The 21,899-nt window shown below is 46.5% G+C and carries 12 protein-coding genes and 1 pseudogene; 6 read left to right on the forward strand and 7 right to left on the reverse strand.

The window, feature by feature from the left end; all coding sequences use genetic code 11:
* Positions 1-83: 83 nt before the first annotated feature.
* The 4 genes from ACLWBB_RS01995 (at position 84) to ACLWBB_RS02010 (ending at position 3,480) form a co-directional block, all read left to right on the forward strand.
* A complete protein-coding gene (locus ACLWBB_RS01995) occupies positions 84-1,154 on the forward strand; it encodes a hypothetical protein (RefSeq protein ID WP_413289874.1) in 1,071 nt (356 codons plus the stop codon).
* A gap of 18 nt (positions 1,155-1,172) precedes the next feature.
* Positions 1,173-2,252 (forward strand): hypothetical protein, encoded by a 1,080-nt coding sequence (locus ACLWBB_RS02000; RefSeq protein WP_413289875.1) that lies wholly within the window; start codon positions 1,173-1,175, stop codon positions 2,250-2,252.
* Entirely contained in the window at positions 2,249-2,587 is a 339-nt protein-coding gene (locus tag ACLWBB_RS02005; protein ID WP_413289876.1) for a hypothetical protein, read from the forward strand. Before ACLWBB_RS02000 ends, ACLWBB_RS02005 begins: the two co-directional genes overlap by 4 nt.
* A gap of 191 nt (positions 2,588-2,778) precedes the next feature.
* Positions 2,779-3,480, forward strand: a complete 702-nt coding sequence (locus ACLWBB_RS02010) for a hypothetical protein (RefSeq protein WP_413289877.1) — start codon at positions 2,779-2,781, stop codon at positions 3,478-3,480.
* 70 nt (positions 3,481-3,550) lie between these two features.
* Here ACLWBB_RS02010 and ACLWBB_RS02015 read toward each other — a convergent pair whose 3' ends face one another.
* The 6 genes and pseudogenes from ACLWBB_RS02015 to ACLWBB_RS02040 all read right to left on the reverse strand — a co-directional run bounded on the left by ACLWBB_RS02015 (position 3,551) and on the right by ACLWBB_RS02040 (position 12,059).
* Positions 3,551-5,509, reverse strand: a complete 1,959-nt coding sequence (locus ACLWBB_RS02015) for an Ig-like domain-containing protein (RefSeq protein WP_413289878.1) — start codon at positions 5,507-5,509, stop codon at positions 3,551-3,553.
* A gap of 209 nt (positions 5,510-5,718) precedes the next feature.
* Positions 5,719-6,327: a hypothetical protein gene (locus ACLWBB_RS02020; protein WP_413289879.1), complete on the reverse strand. Its 609-nt coding sequence runs from the start codon at positions 6,325-6,327 to the stop codon at positions 5,719-5,721.
* Complete coding sequence (locus ACLWBB_RS02025; protein ID WP_413291578.1) at positions 6,285-6,965, reverse strand: fibrinogen-like YCDxxxxGGGW domain-containing protein; 681 nt, start codon at positions 6,963-6,965, stop codon at positions 6,285-6,287. The genes ACLWBB_RS02020 and ACLWBB_RS02025 overlap by 43 nt, the downstream gene beginning before the upstream one ends.
* A 390-nt stretch (positions 6,966-7,355) precedes the next feature.
* A pseudogene (locus ACLWBB_RS02030) lies at positions 7,356-7,403 on the reverse strand (prepilin-type N-terminal cleavage/methylation domain-containing protein); the annotation flags it as partial.
* A gap of 4 nt (positions 7,404-7,407) precedes the next feature.
* Positions 7,408-9,636, reverse strand: coding sequence for a hypothetical protein (locus ACLWBB_RS02035; protein WP_413289880.1), 2,229 nt, complete (start codon positions 9,634-9,636; stop codon positions 7,408-7,410).
* A 197-nt stretch (positions 9,637-9,833) separates the two neighbouring features.
* Positions 9,834-12,059: a hypothetical protein gene (locus tag ACLWBB_RS02040; RefSeq protein WP_413289881.1), complete on the reverse strand. Its 2,226-nt coding sequence runs from the start codon at positions 12,057-12,059 to the stop codon at positions 9,834-9,836.
* A 406-nt stretch (positions 12,060-12,465) separates the two neighbouring features.
* Between ACLWBB_RS02040 and ACLWBB_RS02045 the strand changes: the two genes are divergently transcribed.
* Together ACLWBB_RS02045 and ACLWBB_RS02050 are read left to right on the forward strand one after the other, a co-directional pair.
* Positions 12,466-16,638, forward strand: a complete 4,173-nt coding sequence (locus ACLWBB_RS02045) for a beta strand repeat-containing protein (RefSeq protein ID WP_413289882.1) — start codon at positions 12,466-12,468, stop codon at positions 16,636-16,638.
* 185 nt (positions 16,639-16,823) lie between these two features.
* Positions 16,824-19,553 (forward strand): Ig-like domain-containing protein, encoded by a 2,730-nt coding sequence (locus tag ACLWBB_RS02050; protein WP_413289883.1) that lies wholly within the window; start codon positions 16,824-16,826, stop codon positions 19,551-19,553.
* 31 nt (positions 19,554-19,584) lie between these two features.
* On the opposite strand, the gene ACLWBB_RS02055 is transcribed toward ACLWBB_RS02050, so the two are convergent.
* A complete protein-coding gene (locus ACLWBB_RS02055; protein ID WP_413289884.1) occupies positions 19,585-21,780 on the reverse strand; it encodes an RCC1 domain-containing protein in 2,196 nt (731 codons plus the stop codon).
* Between the last annotated feature and the right edge of the window lie 119 nt (positions 21,781-21,899).

Consider the following 21,899-nt stretch of genomic DNA (forward strand, 5'->3'; position numbering starts at 1 on the left):
ATTCTTCTAGCAATCGTTTATTCCCGACCTTTGTTGTACGTAAATGATGTGTTGGCAACAAATAATTACCGACGGAGCTATGGATGGCTTTGCGATTTTTAGAAGGGTTTGAAGAGTACACCACGACGACGGGCAATGCCTTAGGTACCGAAGTGGTCCTGATGCGAAGTCACTCAGGATATCGTTGGAACTATTGGTATCGCGGAAGTGATATGGAGCTCAACGGATCTTTGTACCGTTCTCCACAAAGCAGTCCTACTGCCAAATCTTTGTACTTACGAAATTCACATTTGGATTTAGCTCTACCGAGTGTCAGTGAGATTTTTATTGGCATCGCAGTGCACCTGAATAGCCCCGGCACATTTTTGACTTTAAGTAGTACTAATTCCACTTCGGCGTCGTTACCAACGACAGGAATTCGCCTGCGCCGACACGAATCCAGTGGGTTTGAAGTTGTAGCTGGAAATACAGGCGTTAATTTAGCTCCCACGACTTCCCCTTGCATGCCTTTGAATACCTGGAGCTATGTTGAGCTCTATTATAAATTTGGGGCCAGTGGAGATATTCAGGTTCGGATCGAAGGTGTTGAGGTTCTAAACTTAACAGGGATAGACACTCGAGGTGGCGCGGCAAGCATTCAAAATCTCGCTCTTTGCTCTACGTCCTCCGCGATCCTATATTACTTCGATGATTTGTACCTTTGTGATGCTACGGGAACAGTCAATAACACCTTTCTGGGGCCCATCGCCGTGCAAACACGAATGCCGACAGCCGATTCGGCAGTGGCATTCACTCGCAACACAGGTACGAGCAATTTTTCCTGTGTGAATGAAATTCCTCACAACGGGGCAACTTCCTATGTGTCCTCGGCGACAGCTGGAAGTAGGGATCTCTACGAAACAGCAGACCTTTCTGGAACCGGCTTAGGGCCGATCGCAGGCATTCAGTGCAATGTGCGAGGACAGGCATTAGGCTCGTCGGCCAACTTGGCACTCACTATAGAGTCTCCTAAGGGAGCGCAGATTGGCGCTACAAAAACTCAGACGTCCGCAGCGTGGATTGCTGATTTTGATATTTTCGAAAAGCAAGCAGATGGATCTGATTGGACCGCTGCTGACGTTAACAACACTAAAATTGGATTTGATTCTGTTTAGAACAAAAAGGGGAAGCTGATGGCGTTGCTTTTTATTGAAGGATTTGATGAATACAACACAACTGGTACGAGTTTTCAGGCGGAGATATTCTCTGCAAACGCTAACAATGGATGTAGTTGGGTGTACTGGGATGGTATGAACGCTAGTAGTTTGGAAACATCTACGGCAGCTAGAACCAACCCTTCGGGAAATGGAAAAGCGACGGCCCACTATAATGGGTCATATCTCAGTATGGTTTTGCCGCCGTTGACTGAGGTCATTGTAGGGTTTGGATTTTACTCAAACACAACTTCAGGTTCGATGTGCTACCTTTCGTCGTCATTGCCGATAGCTTATTCTAACCACGTCGCAAACGGAATTCGTTTGACCAAAAATACGGATGGGTCCATCTCGGTGGTCAATAGTAGCACTAGCGCTGTCTTGGGCACATCAGCGGCGGCAGTTCTAGGAACTAATTTGTGGGATTATATTGAGGTTCACTATAAGTTTGGAGTCGCCGGAGATGTGAAAGTGCGAGTGAATGCCGTTGAAGTGATCAGCTTAACGGGTATTGATACTAGAGGATCTGCAACAGGGATCAATTGTCTTTCGCTGCGGGGTTTCTCTGGTGTCGCATGGAGCTTTTTTGATGATTTATATGTTTGTGATACTACGGGGACTATTAACAACACCTTTTTAGGACCCATCGGGGTTTATACTCTGGTCCCGAATGCGGATGCCTCTGTGCAGATGACTCCTAGCTCTGGCGCCAACTATAGCTGTGTGAATGAAATTCCCGTGAATACAACCAATTATGTGACGGCGACAAGCTTAGCTTTGACTGATTACTATGGAACTACAAATTTACCTGCTGGGGTCAACCCCACGTCTATCGCAGGTGTGCAAATCAATGCACGCAGTGTAAAGGTTGAGCATAATAATGCCAAATTAAAACTGGGTACTCGCTCAGGAGGGACGTCCTCTTTTGGGGTGGCAAAGGCAGTGTCAGTATCTACCTGGGTCACAAACTCCAGTATTTTTGAAACTCAACCGAGTGGTTCGGCTTGGGATAAAACTTCGATCGACAATATGGATATTGGACTTCTGTCAGACTCATGAATAAAAATCGTCGTTTCTTTCTTAAATGGAGTGCTTTAGGAATATTTTCTACTTGGTGGGACTCGTCTCATCGGGCCGTTGCGGGGATGATTCCTTTTGCATTTTGGAAAACATCAGCCAAAGGCACGGTTCAAGTTACACAAGCAGCAATGAAAGTAGCGCTTCAAGGTGGAAGTCCTAATGTTCGTACCACACAAATTGTGGCAAAGGTTGCAGGCGCTGGTGGCGCCTATCACTTTCGCACGACAAGGGTCGTTGCTAAGACCGCCGTTGTTGGTGGTGCGTATGGAGTTCATACCACGCGGGTCGTCGCCAAAGTCGCAGTAGTACCTTAGGTATTTTAGTGTTCTTTAGAAATAGCAATGGAGCGACTCGTTTTTGAAAATCTATGACGCGTTTCTAAGTTGTTTCTGGGTGTAAGAGCGAAACGCTTCCACAATTTAAAATAAAACTAGCATTGACAGATTTTTTCGGACTGTGCCTTATAAAGATATTCTAGATTGCGGACACTGGGGCAGGGGGGAATATGCTAAAGAGTTTTGTGATTGTAGTTTTCGGATTGTTTTTAGGCTTGCACATACAGGCGCATGCAACGCTTGTAGATTGGACTGAAAAAGGCAATGGTGGCGATATTCTAGTTTGCCAGGACGCTCGCCAGAATATGATGTACGATGCTTATGAAACGGAAGCACGTCATGGCCTAAAGGTAGTGCTGCCACCGGTTCAGACGGCAAACTCTGTAGATCCAGGAAACTATACGGGATTTGAAGATTTGGATGAGGCACTGAGAATCGCAGCACTTATTCTGAGCCGGGTGGAGTCCAGGGATCCTGAATTGAGTCAGGCCCTCCTTGAAGAAAACGCAAATTTTAAAAGCCAAGTTTATTTCATACCTAATACTAAGCTGATGCCCATTGACGATGGTGGAATTATTTTTCTTCCCGAGGGATGTGAAGTTCAGCAGCTCGTTGTTCAAAGAACTCCCAAGTTTGCGACTGACAAATTGTACACAGTTGCTTTGAATTACTGGAAAACGTTGAATATTCAGCAAAAGGCGGTAGCTATTGTTCATGAAGTTATCTATCGCAAGGCTCTTCGAGATCGTTATATGGAGAGCTCTGAGTTAGTTCGATATTTTAATGCGCTTCTTTTGTCGGACACCGTAAAAGATTGGGGCTACGCCGAATACAGAGACCTATATTACCGAGTCTTCCTCTTTGGAAATTAGTTTCATTTTTTGAATAGCAAAGGCCACGCATTTTTTTGCATGGCCTCGCTTCTCTATATGAAATCAAAATTTACTTTCTAGATGCTGCTGCTGTTGTTCCGCCTGCGGACATAATCGAGATCTGATACTTGGAGGTGTTTCCGGCAGCGTCGTAAGCGCGAGCTTCGATCACGTAACTTACACCTTTCGCAGCGCTCAACTTATACGGACACGAATAGCTTACGGCATAGTCCGTACAAATGAGTGTGCCATTTACGAGGAACTCCACTCTTGTAACTCCTACGTTATCTGAAGCTGACGCTTGCAAGTTCAAGCTTGTGCGAGGGCTGTAGACCATGCCATTGGCTGGACTGGTGATCGTCACAGACGGCGGTGTAGTATCTGCGACAATATTATTGATTGAGAACGACACTGAAGCAGAACTACCCACATTCCCATTGGCATCATAGGCTTTAGCCATCACATTGTGGTTCCCGTTCGTATAATTAGTCGTATTGATTGCAAGACTATACGGGGCGCTCGTGTCACTTCCTTTTAGACTACCGTCGATATAAAATTCAACTTTACTCACGCCCACGTTATCAGTTGCAGAGGCTGCCACAGTGATGTTGCCAGACACCGATGAGCCCGCACTTGGCGAGCTGATAGACGCCACTGGTGCTGTGCTATCTATGGGAGCCGGCCCAGATCCAACCCCAGTGATTCGAACAGACGCAGCAGAACTGTTGATCGAAATCGTTTCAACAGTCAAGCCTGTGGCCGGGTCTGTAAATTTGGCTCCGGTCAACAAAGCAGGATCCTTCATGTCGACAAACTCACTTCCGGCGGTCATATCTAGTAACAGATTTTTTCCGTTTTCTTGGGTTCCCAAGACTATTGTGACTCCGTTGAAGGCGTTGCTGGCATTCACGACAGATCGGTTTATGATCATCGCATCAAAACCGATCTGTTGACGGTACTCAATATAGAACCACTCGTGATCGCCTGCGGTGTTGAGACCTCGATATACTTTCAGAGCTCGCGCTTGAGTTCCTGCAAACTCGGCAGGTGAAATTGAGTAGACCCCATCCGCGGTCACTTCGTTTATCTCTCCGACAGAAAACCATCCTAGGCGTTCTTTTTGAAAGCTGTTCAGGTGCCCGATTGTTCCGCTATATCCCATGATATCCAATGTGTTCCCATACTCTTGGTGTGAGCAATCAGTAACCAGGCTTAACAGAGGAGCCCCTGTGCATTTGAGTGCGCTAGAATGTAGGACGCCTAGGTTGTGGGACAACTCATGTGCAATTGTTCTCAGAGTCATGCTGTTGTGAATCCAGGCAGTCGAGACCAGTGAACCTGTCTGCGCCATTCCCGAATAACCGCAAGCCGTATTCGCAGGGAAGACTAAAATATGTCGGTCATAATTTGAAACGACAATGCCTGCATTCGAAGCCATCTGCTTTGACAGCCTCTCGATTGCGAATCCATCGCAGCTCGTACTGTCCATAGCAAGAGTATACCATCCTACAACGGTACCAGCCACGGAGGTTCTATTCGAAGAATTCTCTAATATAAATGAATTGACCTGATTGAAAACCAAATCTTGAACCTGCTCGAGGGTCCAAGGCTTATCCAGTGGTTTATCTTGAAAGTTAACTAGGTAAACCAAAGTTTTTTGAACGCCCGTGGCCCCCGAATAATTAGAGGAAATTTGCGTAGAGCTTAAAGTAGAGTCATCGTAGGCCACATTCATCACTTCAATTTGTGATGACTGTTTTTGTTTTCCTGTCACGACCACAGATTTCGCGTTTAACATTCCGGCGTGTGGAACCTTATCGCTTAACAGCTCATAGCGACGCTGAGTTTTTTCTTCCTTCAAATAGACAGAGAGCTTATGCCCGCCATCCAAGCCATCACTGACATAGGCTTCAAGTTTACCTTTGAGTTTTACCTCAGATGTAGTTTTCGCGTGGATTGGTCCTGCGAATGCCAAGTTCAGAGCTAATGAAAGAATAAAAAGATAGACGCCGTTTGAACAAAATCTCATATTTCCCCCTAAATGCTGAACCTACCATGGTCGGCACTATTAGTTTCGGCGAAGCAGATGGCAACTTCACATATTCATTCATAAAATCTCATTACGAGATGTTTAAAATGTTTCCTAACGATAGGAAACGGTCGGATCTTTTGCAGGAACTAGAAGCTCCTTAGAGTCTGGGTATTTTATTGGTGCCTAGCTATCGATTGCATCAGTGACTATGGCGTAATCTGGGCGGCGAGGCCGGTCAGACGAAATTTAAAATTTACATTATTAAAATTCAGGACAAATTTCATGAGTCCCCCAGAGAACGATGTTTCGGAAGTGATTTCAACTGGGGGATTCACGCAGACACTGCCATCCGCTGGACACAGGGGGCGCCACCGCACCACAATTGTGAAGAGACATTTGGACTCGCCACTGGTGGTTGAGCAGGGTTGTCCTGTATGATCAATACCGACGGAAGAGCCATCCGAAAGAAGAGTTCCATCAAGACCAACTACTTTCAGCGTTTGAGGGCTCATATTGTAAGTGCAAGTAGCCTGAGCAATGCATTTTATGGGCGCATTCTCGGGCAAGTTGACGATCGTTTTGATGGCCTGAGTATTGTTGAGCGTGGTTTTTATATTTTCCATAGCTAGGACTAAGTTGGTTTTTATATTGGCCGCTACGACCTGGCGCTTGTAACTCAGTAAGGGCGTGATCGCGTGGACCAAATATAAAAGAAGAACGCAGGAAATCATTGCGATGATGGCTATCACAGAGAAATTGCCCTGTGAGTTTCCTATTCTAACCATAGAGATCCCTTGAGTTGTTGTTGGCAACATGAGGACCCGCCTAAACTGCACACATAGTCCGTGCTGCAATTTGCACAACTAAAGCCAGTAACTTTTCCATTTACAACTTCTGTAGAAAAACCAACAAAACCAGTGTTGTTCTGTGCGCCTATTTTAAATTCTGTGCTGTTTGTGCCAATGGCATTCACTGCATTGGTGTTGTTATATTCGCAATAAGTGGCATTCGCCAGTTGTTGGGTTTGGTTTATATTGGTGATGTTGAGAGGAACACTGAGATTTCCCATTGAGGCTTCTTCAACATCGACGGTCATTTTTTTTGTGGAGCCGGTGCTATTGTAAAGGGCTGCGATATGTTCATGCTGAAGAAGTCCGTGACCCTGAGTTTCCAGGGGGACTTGCAAGCGGGGTAATTCCGTATATCCATGGGTGGAGGCCCGACCAATGAGGGCCCGAGCTCTGCCTGAAGAGGGGTTCATATCGCAATATACTTTAAACGGGCAGAGACCGCCGTTACCATCAGGATCTACCAAGTAAATGTCGCTGATTGTATTCCCCGCGTTCAAGGCATCCTGGCAGTTTTTATAGGTGGTAGGAAGGTTCAGTGCAAACTCAAAGGAATCAACAAGGATCTCGGGTTGATCTGCAGTAGCGGGGGTTAGGTACTTCATAAATATGAGAATGTCGGGTGTTTTACAGCCTTCTCCAGAGCAAACCAAGCGGAAGTTGGAATTCAAAATGGTGGTGCACGAAGTTTGAGTGCTGGGGCATTTGTGCAAATTCTTGTCAAATTTTGTGACGCCGGGGTCATTCAAGAGCTCAACTTGTTCATCGAAGATCTTCAGACTTCCTGTAAGTCCAGAGGTACATGTTTTTGAGAGGAGGCAAGAAAGATTATTGTTGGGATGGGTAAGCGAGTTCACCTGAATGCATGTATTTTCCAGCATGTTCCTGAATTCGACTTTGGAGCCCATGCGCCCAATATTACTTTCGACGGTATAGATTTCTTTAAGAACCGTATTAAAAACAAAATAGGCGGCGGCAATCATAAAAGTGCTGATGGCGAGCCCGATCAGAGTCTCAATGAGAGAAAATCCACGATGATTCATTTTCTTACCAAGACCCCGTTGTTCCGTTATTTAAAAGCAGGGTAATTTGATCGCCTTCTTGCAAAGCCCCTTCTTGGAAGATCACCTTGTTGCTGACCACTTCGTATTTACTCGGATCTAAAGTGAACGAGCTGCCTGCACGAGTGATACTGATGCCGACAATTTTGTCGTCGCTGGTCAGGCTGCTGAAGACATAAGTGTTATTGATCTTGGAAAGGATGTTGGCGCTTAAGGTGTCAAAGCTGACATCGTAGTTTGAGTTACAAACGCTTTCATATCCAGACAGGGGACTCTCCAAACGACTTATAAAGTTTTTATAAGTCGTGCCATAGGTGCCATCTGTCAGACTGCACAGTCCCAAGTCCTTGATGGGGTCTTGGATGTAGGCTTTCACGGCAAAGCCACTGTTTCCAAATTTGGTTTTAAGTGTGGAAACAAGGTAAGACCCGAGTCTTTCTCGAGCTTCGTTGGTTAAGTTACCATTGGTAGTGACTGTGCCGTCCATTTGGGTGAAGGACGTGACTTGCAAGTTCGTCGTTGTTGTTGCAACAGACTTACTGGCACTGACTTTACAAAATATCTGAGTAGCATCTGCATAGCCCGCGCCCATTATTTGTCGGACCCAATCATTGACATTAGTATAAGAAATAGATTGGAAGGAGAAAGCCCCTCCTGAGCAAAAATTGGCTATGAGTTCCGGTGTATTTTCCATATAATTATACCCTCTGCTGTAACCAATTTCGCTGTCATAAACGCTGACCGAGCAATCTATAATATTTTTTGTGCCATCAGGATTAATATAGTTCATTTCTCTACTGGAGCATGTATACCCACCTACAGTTTGGTAGGGACAAGGAGAATAGCCAACAGGATTCGAGCCACTATTAAAATTGCACACGCTGGCCGCAAACGATACTGTCGTATCATTGGTTCTCTGGGTATATCGAACCATGGCGATTCTTTTTGCTAAATGCAGTCTAACGTCTGTCCTTGTACAAGGTTCTGTAAGATAATCACAATTGGTGACTGCGTTGTATGCAAAGGTAACCTCCTCAATTTTTTGAGACTTATGACAACTCACCGCCAGAGTGTTCGGGTTCAGCATAAGATCATCCTCGTCACTGACAATCACGAAAAAAGCCAAGTCATTGTCGTTCAGGATTTTATTGGGGCCGTCCTCTGTTAAAACTCGGTATAAAGTGCAAAGGCCACTTTCTTTATCGGTCCCAGGCGCAGCCACATAGGTCGCAAAAATACTATCCATTCTGGATTTGATAGTTGCGGAATCCAGCGTGGGATCAATGGGCAGACCAATCTTGCGAGACATATCCTGTGCCAAATTTATATTGTAGGTGACATCGTCGGGCTTGGTCACCACATAAGAAGCTACATTTTTATATGCTTCAGCGTTGTTGGAAGTACTCTCATAATGTGTTTTCAAAACGGAAAAATTGAATCGATAACTTTCGTAGTCATACTCTGCCCCGGCCGTCGTATAAAAATAGACTGCCACATCTTTCCCGGCAAGTGTCGTCATCATATTGGTCAGTCCACTTTTCACTTTGGCGAAGTTATCAGCCATACTTTCTGAGCTATCCAAAATCACAATAACCTTGGCCTTGGCATTGCCAAGATCGCCAGAGGTTACTGTCACATTGGTTGTCATTGTGCTTGTACTAGTGCCGATAAAATAGTTCTTCAGGAAAGAAACTTTGCTCTTGGACTGTGTTCCGCTTTTGTCTCGAATCAGAAAATCTAATTCTACGTAGGCTTGGGTGCAAGTGCCCTCGTTATTGCATACACCTTTCCACTGGGCTTTGACTTGCACTGGGCAGGTGGATTCAGCAGGACAGATTTTTCCAGTGTAGTCGTACCATGAACCTGCGGTTCCTGCGACGACGACCTTATTTTCGATATCATGGATGTTTAAGGGCACAAAGCTTTTCACAGCTAAACAGTTAGCGGGATCTGCTGTGCAGGCCAAAAACAAATTGGCAGAGTCGTTCACAGTATTTACCCATGAGCTAGGACTTTGTAAATTTCTGATGATATTGGTTTTAACAAGGCTGATAGAAAAATCTTGTTTTAGACTGGCATTTTGAGTGGTTAACAAATCGAGGTAGGCCATGGATGCAAACATCGTTAAAGATAGCATGGCCATGGCGGTAATCGCCGCCAAAAGTGAAGCACCACGTACTGATGTGCAGGGATTCAAGATCAATCTATGTTGCATATGGACCTCTCACTACCTACGTTCAAATAAAATCCATCGGTTCCTATTTAGGTATCGCCAGGTTGGCATTCGAACCTAAAGGCCCTCAACAAAGAGCGTTTCTTGAGTTGGTCGTATACATGCCATCAACTCCTAGGTAGGAATCTCACTGCCTTATAAAATGATTTTCACAATGAGACATTTTCCTGAATTCGATCTTACCAAGACCCCGTTGTTCCATTATTTAAAAGCAGGGTAATTTGATCGCCTTCTTGCAAAGCCCCTTCCTGAAAGATCACCTTGTTGCTGACCACTTCATACCTGGTTGGGTCTAAAGTGAACGAGCTGCCTGCACGAGTGATATTGATGCCGACAATTTTGTCATCGCTGGTCATGTTACTGAAGATATAGGTGTTATTGATTTTTGAAAGAATATTGGAACTTAAAGTGTCAAAGCTGACGTCGTAGGAACTATTGCAGATACTATCGTAACTAGACAAGGGGCTTCCCAAGGCATTCAGGAAATCCACATACACTGTCCCATAGCTTCCATTCGTAAGGGAGCAAAGTCCTAGGTCTTTGATAGGATCCTGAATAATGGCTTTAACCGCGAATCCGGTGGTGCCAAACTTCGCTTTGAGGTTGGAAATAATATGATCTCGCATTTTTAACTGTTCCTCGGACGTGAAAATTTTCGTTGTCGTGATATCCCCATTCATACGGGTATAGGACGTGGCCTGGGGATAGGTGCCTGTCATTGGAACCATTTTTGTGAATGAGACTTGGCAAGATTCCAAATTGGCTGAGGCGAATCCAGGAATGGCTCGTTGGATGTAATCTTGAAGGTTCACGTAGGTGACGCCGCTCAATGTAAATGAGCCTCCGGTGCAAAAGTTGCTTTGCATTGTGGCCATTGTAGCTGGGGTTTGAGAGCTTATAGTGTAATTTCGGGAATCATTTTCTACAGCGACATAGCATGACAGAATACTATTACTTCCATCGGGATTTATAATTTTCATCTGTGAGTCAGTACAAGCATATTTCCCAAGAGTGCTAAAAGGACAAGGCTTGTAGCCTGTGTAGTTGTAGTCCGTATTGACGTCACACAAAGTTTTAAAATGGAAATTTTGTGTATCGTTTTTAACTTCAGAGTAGCCAATGAGAGCTCTAATACCGCCAAAATAAAGTCTTGCATTTGCAAAGTCGCAAGTTTCGAGAGAGGGGTTACAGTCTTGGGGTTGACTGGTTGTCGTTGTGATCATTTCAATGGTTTGTTTTTTGTGGCAACCATATTTTGACATTGATTCAGATGTCATCATCACATCATTTTCATCACTGACCAAAATGAAAAAAGCGAGATCGTTGCTATTGATGACTTTATTGGGGCCTTCATCCGTCAAAATACGATGAAGGGTGCAAAGACCGGATTCGCGATCACTCCAACTGGCGGCGACATAAGTCGCGAAAATACTGTCCATTCTGGATAGAACCGTTGCAGAATCCAGCGCAGGATCAATAGGAAGGCCAATCTTACGGGACATATCCATCGAGAGATCTAAGGTGTAATGGATGTCATCCTCTTTTTTTACATCAAAGGACGCCACTTTTTTAAACCCGTTGTATTGGCTTAAGTCGTCGTAATAGACTTTGAGAGGAGTATTGCTGGCATAGGTCACGTACCATTCCGGCTCATAACTGGCAGTGGTGTAAAAATAGACTTCCACATTTTTGCCCGCGAGTTTTGTCATAACTCCAGAGAGACCACTTTTCACTTTTGCAAAGTTGTCGATCATACTTTCTGAACTATCCAAAATCACAATGATCTTGGCCTTGGCATTGCCAAGAGCACCAGAGTTTACAGTCACATTGGTCGTCATTGTGCTTGTACTAGTGCCGATAAAATAATTCTTCAGGAAAGAAACTTTGCTCTTGGACTGTGTTCCGCTTTTGTCTCGAATCAGAAAATCTAATTCTACATACGCTTGGGTGCAGGTGCCCTCGTTATTGCATACACCTCTCCACTGGGCTTTGACTTGCACTGGACAGGTGGATTCAGCAGGACAAATTTTTCCAGTGTAGTCGTACCATGATCCTACGGCGCCTGCGACGACGACTTTATTTTCGATATCATGGATGTTTAAGGGCACAAAGCTTTTTACTGCTAGACAGTTTGCGGGATCCGCTGTGCAGGCCAAAAACAAATTGGCAGAGTCGTTCACAGTATTTACCCATGAGCTGGGGCTTTGTAAATTTCTGATGATATTGGTTTTAACAAGACTGATAGAAAAATCTTGTTTTAGACTGGCATTTTGAGTGGTTAACAAATCGAGGTAGGCCATGGATGCAAACATCGTTAAAGATAGCATGGCCATGGCGGTAATCGCCGCCAAAAGTGAAGCACCACGTACTGATGTGCAGGGATTCAAAGACGACTTACGTTGCATATACGATTCCCTTGTTAGGCTGTGGTTTGATTGCAGCCAAATGCTCATAAATAACATTTTGATGTGCTGTTCCTGTTTCTGGAATATCTCTATGCAAAAGAGACACTTATTTCGTTTCCTCTCCAAAAAGGAAATGAGGGTTTTCGAATACAAAGGCGTTCCCTGAACATCGTTAGTGGTTGATTTTATGAAAGTGTCTCAGCGGAAGGCGTAACTCCATACCTTCGGCCTCTTCTGTGCGAAGTAAGTTTGCATTCCATTTCGGAAATATTTGGAAACGTCCGAGCTCGGCTACGCTTGTATCAAGATGGAAACAAACAAAAGACTGTTACGAATAGGCGACGTGCATTGCTCGAGATATTTAAGGTCTTTCCTAAAGCGACAAGCCTTATGTCTTTTGATGCTTATGACTTTGTTTGTTGTCAGTACCGATGCCATGGTGCCATTTGCATTTTGGAAAAAGGCTTCAGCGGGTTCTTCGGTGTTGGGAACTCCAATAGCCGGCACAGGGCCTTCGTGTTTTGATAGCTCTGTCAGCAACGTGCTTGCTTATTCTTCCACTCGCCTGGTCGTTGGCGGAAACTTTACCCGGGTGGCACGTTGTATGGGGCATGGTATTCCCGTGAATTCCAGCGGCGCGGCTGTTGCCGGATTTAACATTGATTCAATGAAGATTGACGGTAATGTCAGGGCCGCGATCCCCGATGGGGCTGGTGGCTGGTATATAGCGGGTAGCTTCACCAAAGTGGGTACGGCGGATCGCGTTCGTGTTGCCCGTATTGGCGCAGATGGAACTCTTGATCTTAGTTTTTTAAGTGACGTTCCTTTTAATGCAAATGTCTCGGCTTTAGCGCTTTCTGGAAGCGTATTATATGTGGGCGGAAGTTTTACGGCTTTTGGCCCGAAATATGGTGCCTCATTAGATACGACATCAGGAGTTGCAGAGCCCATGTCTTCATACATAGATGGGACTTTTAATGGGACTATTCGAGCGGTGATTTCAGACGGAGCCGGAGGTTGGTACGTCGGCGGGTCTTTTACGTCCTACCAGAATCAGGCAGTAAGTCGATTAGCTCATATTAATTCAGATGGCAGTTTGGATACGGGCTTTATGCCTAACCCAGACGGAACTATTTTGGCACTGTATTTAGATGGATCCACGCTTTATATGGGCGGCGATTTTTCTATAGTGGCAGGTGTTGATAGAGCTGGCGCCGCAGCTGTCAATATCAGTACGGGGATCGCGACCGCCTTTGATCCCCAAACCGGTGTCGTTAATGCGATAGCAAAGGCAGGTTCAGACATTGTTATTGGCGGAGCATTTACAAGAGTCGCTGCTGACTATGCTATTTCAAGGGGCGCGGCGATTGATACTGCTTCTGCTTTGCCTGATTTAACCTATGCAAAGGTCAATGGAACGATCAATGTGGTAGTGTCTGACAGCAGTGGTGGGTGGTATATCGGCGGTACTTTTACTATGGTAGGAGGAGCTGCTCGTAATAATATTGCCCATATTAGTTCGTCAGGAACTGTGAGTAGCTGGGATCCGAATGCCAGTAACACTGTGAATACCATCGCGGTGAGTGGAAGTATGGTGTACGCCGGAGGTGCATTTACCACGATTGGCGGTCAAACCAGGAATTACATTGCGGCCTTGGATGCCAGCACGGGACTTGCGACAAGTTGGAATCCGAATGCTAATGCCACCGTGAATGCCATCGCGGTCAGTGGAAGTACAGTGTATGCCGGAGGGAGTTTTGGTGGGATCGGTGGCCAAATCAGGAATCGCATTGCGGCCTTGGATTCGGCGGGGCTAGCAACAAGTTGGAACCCGAATGCTAACAACACCGTGAATGCCATCGCTGTGAGTGGTACTACGGTGTATGCTGGAGGGGATTTTACTACGGTTGGTGGCCAAACCAGGAATCGCATTGCGGCCTTGGATTCAGCGGGACTAGCGACAAGTTGGGATCCGAATGCTAACGCCACCGTGAATGCCATCGCTGTGAGTGGTACTACGGTGTATGCTGGAGGGGCTTTTACCACGATCGGTGGTCAAGGCAGATTTCGTATAGCGGCCTTGGATGCCAGCACGGGGCTAGCGACAAGTTGGAATCCGAATGCAAACTCATACGTATATACCCTCGCAGTCAGTGGAAGTACGGTCTATGTCGGAGGGGTTTTTACCACGATTGGTGGTCAAACCAGGAATTACATTGCGGCTTTGGATGCGAGTACGGGTCTGGCGACAAGTTGGAACCCAAATGTCAGCTCATACGTGAATGCTATCGCCGTGAGTGGTACTACTGTGTATGCCGGAGGGAGTTTTACTACGATTGGTGGTCAAACCAGGAATTACATTGCGGCTTTGGATGCGAGTACGGGTCTGGCGACAAGTTGGAACCCGAATGCCAGTGGGTCTGCTAGCGGCACAGTGAATGCTATCGCAGTGAGTGGAAGTACGGTGTATGCCGGAGGGGTCTTTGACACGATTGGTGGTCAAACTAGGAATCGTATCGCGGCTTTGGATGCGAGTACGGGGCTAGCGACAAGTTGGAATCCGAATGCTAGTACCACCGTGAATGCCCTCGCAGTGAATGGAAGTACGGTGTATGCAGGAGGAGGATTCACTACGATAGGCGGCCAATCGAGGAGTAGAATTGCAGCGTTGGATGCGAGCACGGGGCTAGCAACAAGTTGGAACCCGAATGCTAACAACACCGTGAATGCCATCGCTGTGAGCGGAAGCACAGTGTTTGCCGCCGGAGATTTTAGCACGATAGGCGGTCAAACCAGGAATCGTATTGCAGCGTTGGATGCGAGTACGGGGCTAGCGACAAGTTGGAATCCGAATGCAAACTCATACGTATATGCCCTCGCAGCCACTGGAAGTACGGTCTATGTCGGAGGGAGTTTTACCCTCATCGGCGCTCAGGCGCGTAATTACCTAGTTGCTTTAGATGCTACCACGGGGCTAATGACAAGTTGGGATCCGAATGCCAGTAACACGGTGAATGCCCTCGCAGTGAGTGGAAGTACGGTGTATGCCGGAGGGACTTTTACTACGATTGGTGGTCAAAGTAGGAATCGCATTGCAGCTTTGGATTCAGCGGGTCTTGCGACAAGTTGGGATCCGAATGCCAGTAGCACTGTGAATGCCATCATTATCGATGGAAGTACGGTGTATGCCGGAGGGACTTTTACTACGATTGGTGGTCAAAGTAGGAATCGCATTGCAGCTTTGGATTCAGCGGGTCTTGCAACAAGTTGGAACCCGAATGCTAGTACCACCGTGAATGCCCTCGCAGTCGGTGGTACTACGGTGTATGCCGGAGGGAGTTTTACTACGATTGGTGGTCAAAGTAGGAATCGCATTGCGGCTTTGGATTCAGCGGGTCTTGCGACAAGTTGGAACCCGAATGCTAACGCCCTCGTGACGGCTCTCTCTGTCAGTGGAAGCACGGTGTATGCGGGAGGGGATTTTACCTCGATCGGAGGTCAAAGTCGAAATTACGTAGCGGCTTTGGATGCCGGTACGGGGCTAGCAACAAGTTGGAATCCAAATGCAAGTCTGCCGGTGCAGGCTGTCGCGGTTAGTGGGACCTCCGTTTATGTTGGAGGTTATTTGACATTTGTAGGGTCTGGGCAAACACGGAACCGAATTGCGGCGTTGGATGCGACAACGGGAGCTTTAACAACTTGGGATCCGAATGCTGATAATGTTGTGAGTGCACTCGCAGTCAGTGGAAGTGCGGTCATTGTCGGAGGGACTTTTACCACGATCGGTGGACAAACAAGGAATCGTATTGCGGCCTTGGATGCGAGTACGGGTCTTGCGACAAGTTGGAATCCGAATGCTGGCTCAAACGTGAATGCCCTCGCGGTGAGTGGAAGCACGGTGTATGCCGGAGGAGGTTTCACTACGATCGGCGGCCAAACCAGAAATCGCATTGCGGCCTTGGATTCAGCGGGTCTTGCGACAAGTTGGGATCCGAATGCCAGTAGCACCGTGAATGCCATCATTATCGATGGAAGTACCGTATATGCTGGTGGGAGTTTTGCCACGATAGGTGGCCAAACCAGGAATCGCATTGCGGCTTTGGATTCAGCGGGTCTTGCGACAAGTTGGAATCCGAATGCCGGTGGTAACGTGATGACCCTCGCAGTGAGTGGAAGTACAGTTTATGCCGGAGGCATTTTTACCACGATTGGTGGTCAAACCAGGAATCGCATTGCGGCTTTGGACTCAGCGGGGCTAGCAACAAGTTGGAATCCGAATGCCGATAATACTGTGAATTCCCTCGCAGTCAGTGGGACTACGGTGTATGTGGGGGGGCAATTTACCACGATTGGTGGTCAAAGTAGGACTTACGTTACGGCCTTGGATGCAAGCACGGGCACTGCGACTTCGTGGGATCCTCTTTTGGTTGGAACAACGACGGGTAATGCCCAGGTATATAGTATAGATGTTGACGGCAGCACGCTCTATTTTGGTGGATTTGGATTGAGCCGAACGGGAAATACCCCTCAACAAGGAGTCGGCGCCATCAATATGTCTACGGCGGAAAGTCCATGGTAAGGACTCACTAAGATCTGTTTCAAGAAAAATGACGAAACACTATTTCTGAATACTGATGGTTTAGATCGCGCGAATTGAGACACCTGCCTAAAAATATCAGCGTAACAACCGATGCCATGAAATAATAAGTAACGCACTCTTCTTAAGACTCAATTTATTGTTGGTGCATTTTATGGGGACGAATCATGAAAAAGTTTTTTTCTTTTAGACTCTATGGAGTCATCGCCATTACTATTCTTAGCACACTTTTATTTCAAAACTGCGCCAAAGAAATGCAAGCTGCTATCACTCCAGCGCCGACCCCTCTGTCTGCTTCGGCGGTCGTAACAAACGACCTTTTGAATAAATCCCAAAGCGTCTCCGAAAATGAATTGATTGCATTGGCAGCTGAACGTCAGAAAATTTTAATTGAAACATTGAAGAACGACCCAGCAGAAGTTTTGCGTCAGCAAATTTCAAGTGAGATGCGCGCAGAGCTACCAGCTGCCGTCAGTAAGCACATTGAAAAGAATGTCGAAGTGGTCGGAGAGATGACGATCTTATTCTCTGATGATTTTCAGAAACCCGAGAATAGCCGACATGAGTACTTTCTTCAGACCGAGTCTGGAGAGCTTCAGCAATTGCATTTGGCCAAAGATGGCCGCCGAGAGTTTTTGACTGGATCTAAGGTTCGCGTTAGAGGGCTTGAAATTTCTGAAGAGAAATCCTTGGGTAAAAAACAGAAGCACGTAGTGGTGAACTCTGCAGACGAGGACATTTTAGTTCTTGGTGCCGACAATGCTCCCAGTTATGGCAGTCAACCGGGAATTCAAGCGAATACTTTTGGAGAGCAGAATGTACTAGTGATGTTAGTCAATTTTCAGGACAATCCCACGAATCAACCAACCACAGTGGCTTCGGCTCAATCACTGATGAACACCACCGTGAATGATTATTTTGTGGAAGCATCTTACGGTAGGACTTTGCTTAAGAATACTGTGATTGGGTGGATGACTCTACCTACTGCTACGACCTGTGATCGGGCTCTAGTAAGCCAATTGGCAGACCAAGCTGCCACAGCGGCGGGGTATAATCCGGCGGCATATGATCGCCTGATTTACAGCTGGCCGGTGAACTCTACATGTGGATGGGGAGGGCTGGGGACCGTTGGTGGTTTGCCGTCTCGTGCATGGCTCAATGGGAGTTTTACCGCCAGTACTATTATCCATGAAATGGGACATAACTTTGGATTGTATCATGCCCATAGCATGGGATGTGGTGCGACGGTGTTGGGAACGAATTGCACAATTACTGAATATGGCGATCCTGTAGATGCGATGGGTTTGGGGAGTAGCGCCCACTTTAGCAGTTATCAAAAAGATCGTCTTGGATGGCTAGGTGCAAATATTCTGACTGTGAGTAGTTCTGGTCAATACAATTTAGCTCCTTACGAATTCTTGGGAAGTCAGCCCTTGGCGATCAAAGTACTTAAAGATATTGATTCTGTTTCAGGTGCAAAAAAGTGGTATTACCTCGAGTATCGCCAACCGATCGGCTTTGACACGCGTCTAGCTTTGGATAGTCGATATAATTTTACCAAGGGGCTCATGGTTCACTTGGGTGAAGAACTGAATGGCAACAATAACTATGTTTTAGATATGACTCCGGGGAGTAGTTTGAATTTTACTGATTCGGCCCTAGCTTTGGATCAGCAATACAGTGATTCAATAGCCGGAGTTTTGTTTCAGACGAAATCTCTGAGCACTGGGGGCGCTGCTGTTAATATTACTTTATCAACTCCTCAGTGCATAGAAAAAGCACCCCTTGTAAGTTTTGTTCCAAGCAGTTTCTCATTGGATTTTGGTTCTCGGGTATTGAGTCGGGTTAAAGTCACCAATGCCAATGGGTTGAGTTGCCCAACGCGGACCTTTAACATTTCATTGAGTGTGCCCGGCGGATTTGTTGCCGAACTTCAGCGAAACTCGGTAACACTGGCCTCTGGAAAATCACAAGAAGTTGAAGTTTTAATTCAAGCTCCGAGCAGTGGTGTTGCCGCCACGTACAGTCTTGGGGCTAACGTGCAATCGGCGAGCTATTCAGCTAGCGGGATTTTGACGTTATCTTTGTCTGACTCCATCGGGGCTCCGCCGGTTGCAATGATCGATGCTGCAAGCACAGGCCGTGATCAGGCTTTGACATTGAGTAGTAGCTTATTAGTTTCTAATGATGTTGATGCCGATAGACATTCTATTTATGTAGATCAGAACCTGGGCGTTGCAGAAAACGGAACGGTGAGTTTTGTCACCTCTTACAACGTGGTTACAGGAGTTATCTACAAACCTAATCCGGGCTTTGAAGGGGTGGATCGTTTTAGGTACATGATCAAGGATGCTTATAAGGGCTACGACGTTTCGGAAGTGACAATCACTGTCGGCGGCGGAAGCAGTACACCAACACCTACGCCTACACCTACACCTACGCCTACACCTACGCCTACGCCTACACCTACACCTACACCTACGCCTACACCTACACCTACACCTACACCTACACCTACGCCTACACCTACGCCTACACCTACGCCTACGCCTACGCCTACACCTACGCCTACGCCTACACCTACGCCTACTGGGGATACGACGTTGCCCAACTTGAGCATCACGTCACCTGTAAGTGGCTTCGTATTCAGTCCGCGAACCAGCATTACGATTCAAGCCAGCGCAAGTGACAATGTTAGAGTGAGTAAAGTGGAATTTTATGTGAACGGCACCTTGATATGCTCTGACTCTACAGCCAGCTACAGTTGTCCTTATAAATTACCAGGACCAAAGGGTGCGACCTATCTTATTGAAGTCCGAGCTTATGATAGCTCCAGTAATGTCGGCTCACGTAAAATAAGCATAAGCTCATCTGGAGTCGCAGCAAAAGGACCATAGAGGTATATCGCATATGCGATCCACTATTAGACTATGATTTAACAGCGGCAGCATGACTAGTTGAGGCGCTGATTTTTGTCCAACCTGTCAGGCCGCCTAGCTGAATAGGCGAGCTTTTATTGACGGTGTCGCCAGTACCAAGCACTCCCCCTGAGTTCGAGCCCCATACCCACAGAGTTCCATCTGTTTTGAGGGCAATACTGTGTTGAAATCCTGCAGCGACTTTACTCCATGTTGTCAATGCACCGATTTGCACTGGAGAGGCCTTATCAACCACAGTACCATCTCCGAAAGAACCCCCTCCATTTTTGCCCCATGCCCAGAGGGTTCCATTGGTTTGAATTGCCAAAGCATAGTTTTCTCCGGCAGCGATTTCAGCCCATGAGGTCAGAGATCCAATCTGCACGGGTGACATAGGATAGTTTGAAACTCCCGTAGTCCATAAGCTGCCATCGGTCTTTATCATGTAACTGGAAGTGTTAGATGAAATCGAACTCCAGTTAGTGGCGGCTCCTATTTGAACAGGAGAACTTCTATCGATGATGGTGCCATCTCCGATCTGGCCATCCTCGTTAGAGCCCCAAGCCCAAAGAGTGCCGCTAGTATTGACTGCATTGCTGTGAAAACTTCCAGCAGCGACCGTGCTCCAATTTGTTAAGCTTCCGATTTGAGTCGGAGAGCTTTTATTGGCGGTAGTACCAATTCCTAGTCGACCAAATAAGTTGAGGCCCCAAGCCCAAATAGTATTGTCGGTTCTCTTGGCAAGACAGTGACTGCGACCACATGAAATTTGGCTCCAAGTTGTTAAGCTTCCAATTTGCGTCGGGGAACTTTTATTAACCACTGTGCCATCACCTAGGTCACCGTTGTTGTTGTATCCCCCTATAGTCCAGAGGGTTCCATCTGATTTGATGGCCATGCTGAAGATAAATCCTGCGGAAATTTTACTCCAATTTGTTAAGCTTCCGATTTGAGTCGGAGAGCTTTTATTCACAACCGTTCCATCTCCCATCTGGCCGCTGGTATTTAAACCCCAAGTCCACAAGGTTCCATCAGATTTAAGTGCAATGCTATGCGAGCCACCAACTGCGACTTTGCTCCAGTTTGAATCTGTTCCAAGTTGCACTGGTGAACTTCTGGATATGACCGAGTTGTCCCCGAGCTGGCCTACAGAATTATTTCCCCATGCCCATAGAGTTCCACCCGTCTTGACTGCAAGGATGTGAGTATTGTTTGCAGCAATTTCCGCCCAGTCCGTTGAGGCACCGACCTGAATCGGGGGATAGCGACCAGAGCCGTTAGTGCCGTCGCCGACTTCACCAAAAATATTGGGACCCCAAGCCCAGAGACTGCCGTCAGTTTTAATTGCTATTGCTCCACGCTCACTAGAGGCGGCGACTTTAGACCATGTTGTTAAGCTTCCTACTTGCGACGGAGTTAGCGGATTGACAGCAAGGTTTATTCCCCACGCCCACAACGTTCCATCGGTCTTGATCGCCATAGACTGGCTTCTATTGGAAGAGAGCTTTGACCAGTTTGTCAAAGATCCAACCTGTATCGGGGAGCTCTTGTTTACAAGTGTACTGTCGCCGAGTTGGCCATGGTGGTTTCCTCCCCAGGCCCAGAGAGTGTTATTGGTTTTTATGGCAAGGCTATGTTGGTTTTCCGCCTCAACAGTTTTCCAATCTGTCAAAGCTCCGATTTGAACGGGGGAGTATCTTAAGAAGTTGGTTCCATCACCAACCACTCCGTATCCGCCTAGGCCTCCCCAGGCCCAGAGTGTTCCGTCAGTCATTACGGCCAAAGTGTGAGATCCTCCGACACTCACTTGGTCCCAAGTTGTGAGGGCCCCAACTTGTACTGGAGAGCTTTTTGTTACATTGGTTCCATCACCGGTTCTGCTGCCAAAAGCCCAAAAGGTTCCATCTGTCTTGATAATACTGGTATTGAAAGAACCAACATCAAAGTTTTTAATGCCAGTGAACGAGGCCAATTGAATCGGAGAAGATTTGTGGATGATGGTTTCATCTCCGAGTTGACCGCTGGCATTTTGCCCCCATAGCCAGAGGCTATCGGTAGACGTTGCATTTGTTTTTTTCCAGAAGGCAAACGGAACGAGGGCGAATGCTTTTTTCGGAAGGCTGTAAGTTGCCATTAGGAACAAAGACTTCAATCCATTTTTTAAAATGGTTCGTCGGTTTAAACGCGTATTTACTTTTTTCCCCATAAATAACATCTTGATGTGTTGTTCTTATTTTTGGAATTTTTCGAAGTGATACAGACCTACAATTCGTTTCCATTTTGGCGGGGAAACGATGCTTTATTGATTCCGCAGATGTTCCCTGA

It is taken from the genome of Bdellovibrio sp. HCB337 (assembly GCF_047302465.1).
Taxonomy (GTDB): domain Bacteria; phylum Bdellovibrionota; class Bdellovibrionia; order Bdellovibrionales; family Bdellovibrionaceae; genus JACMRP01.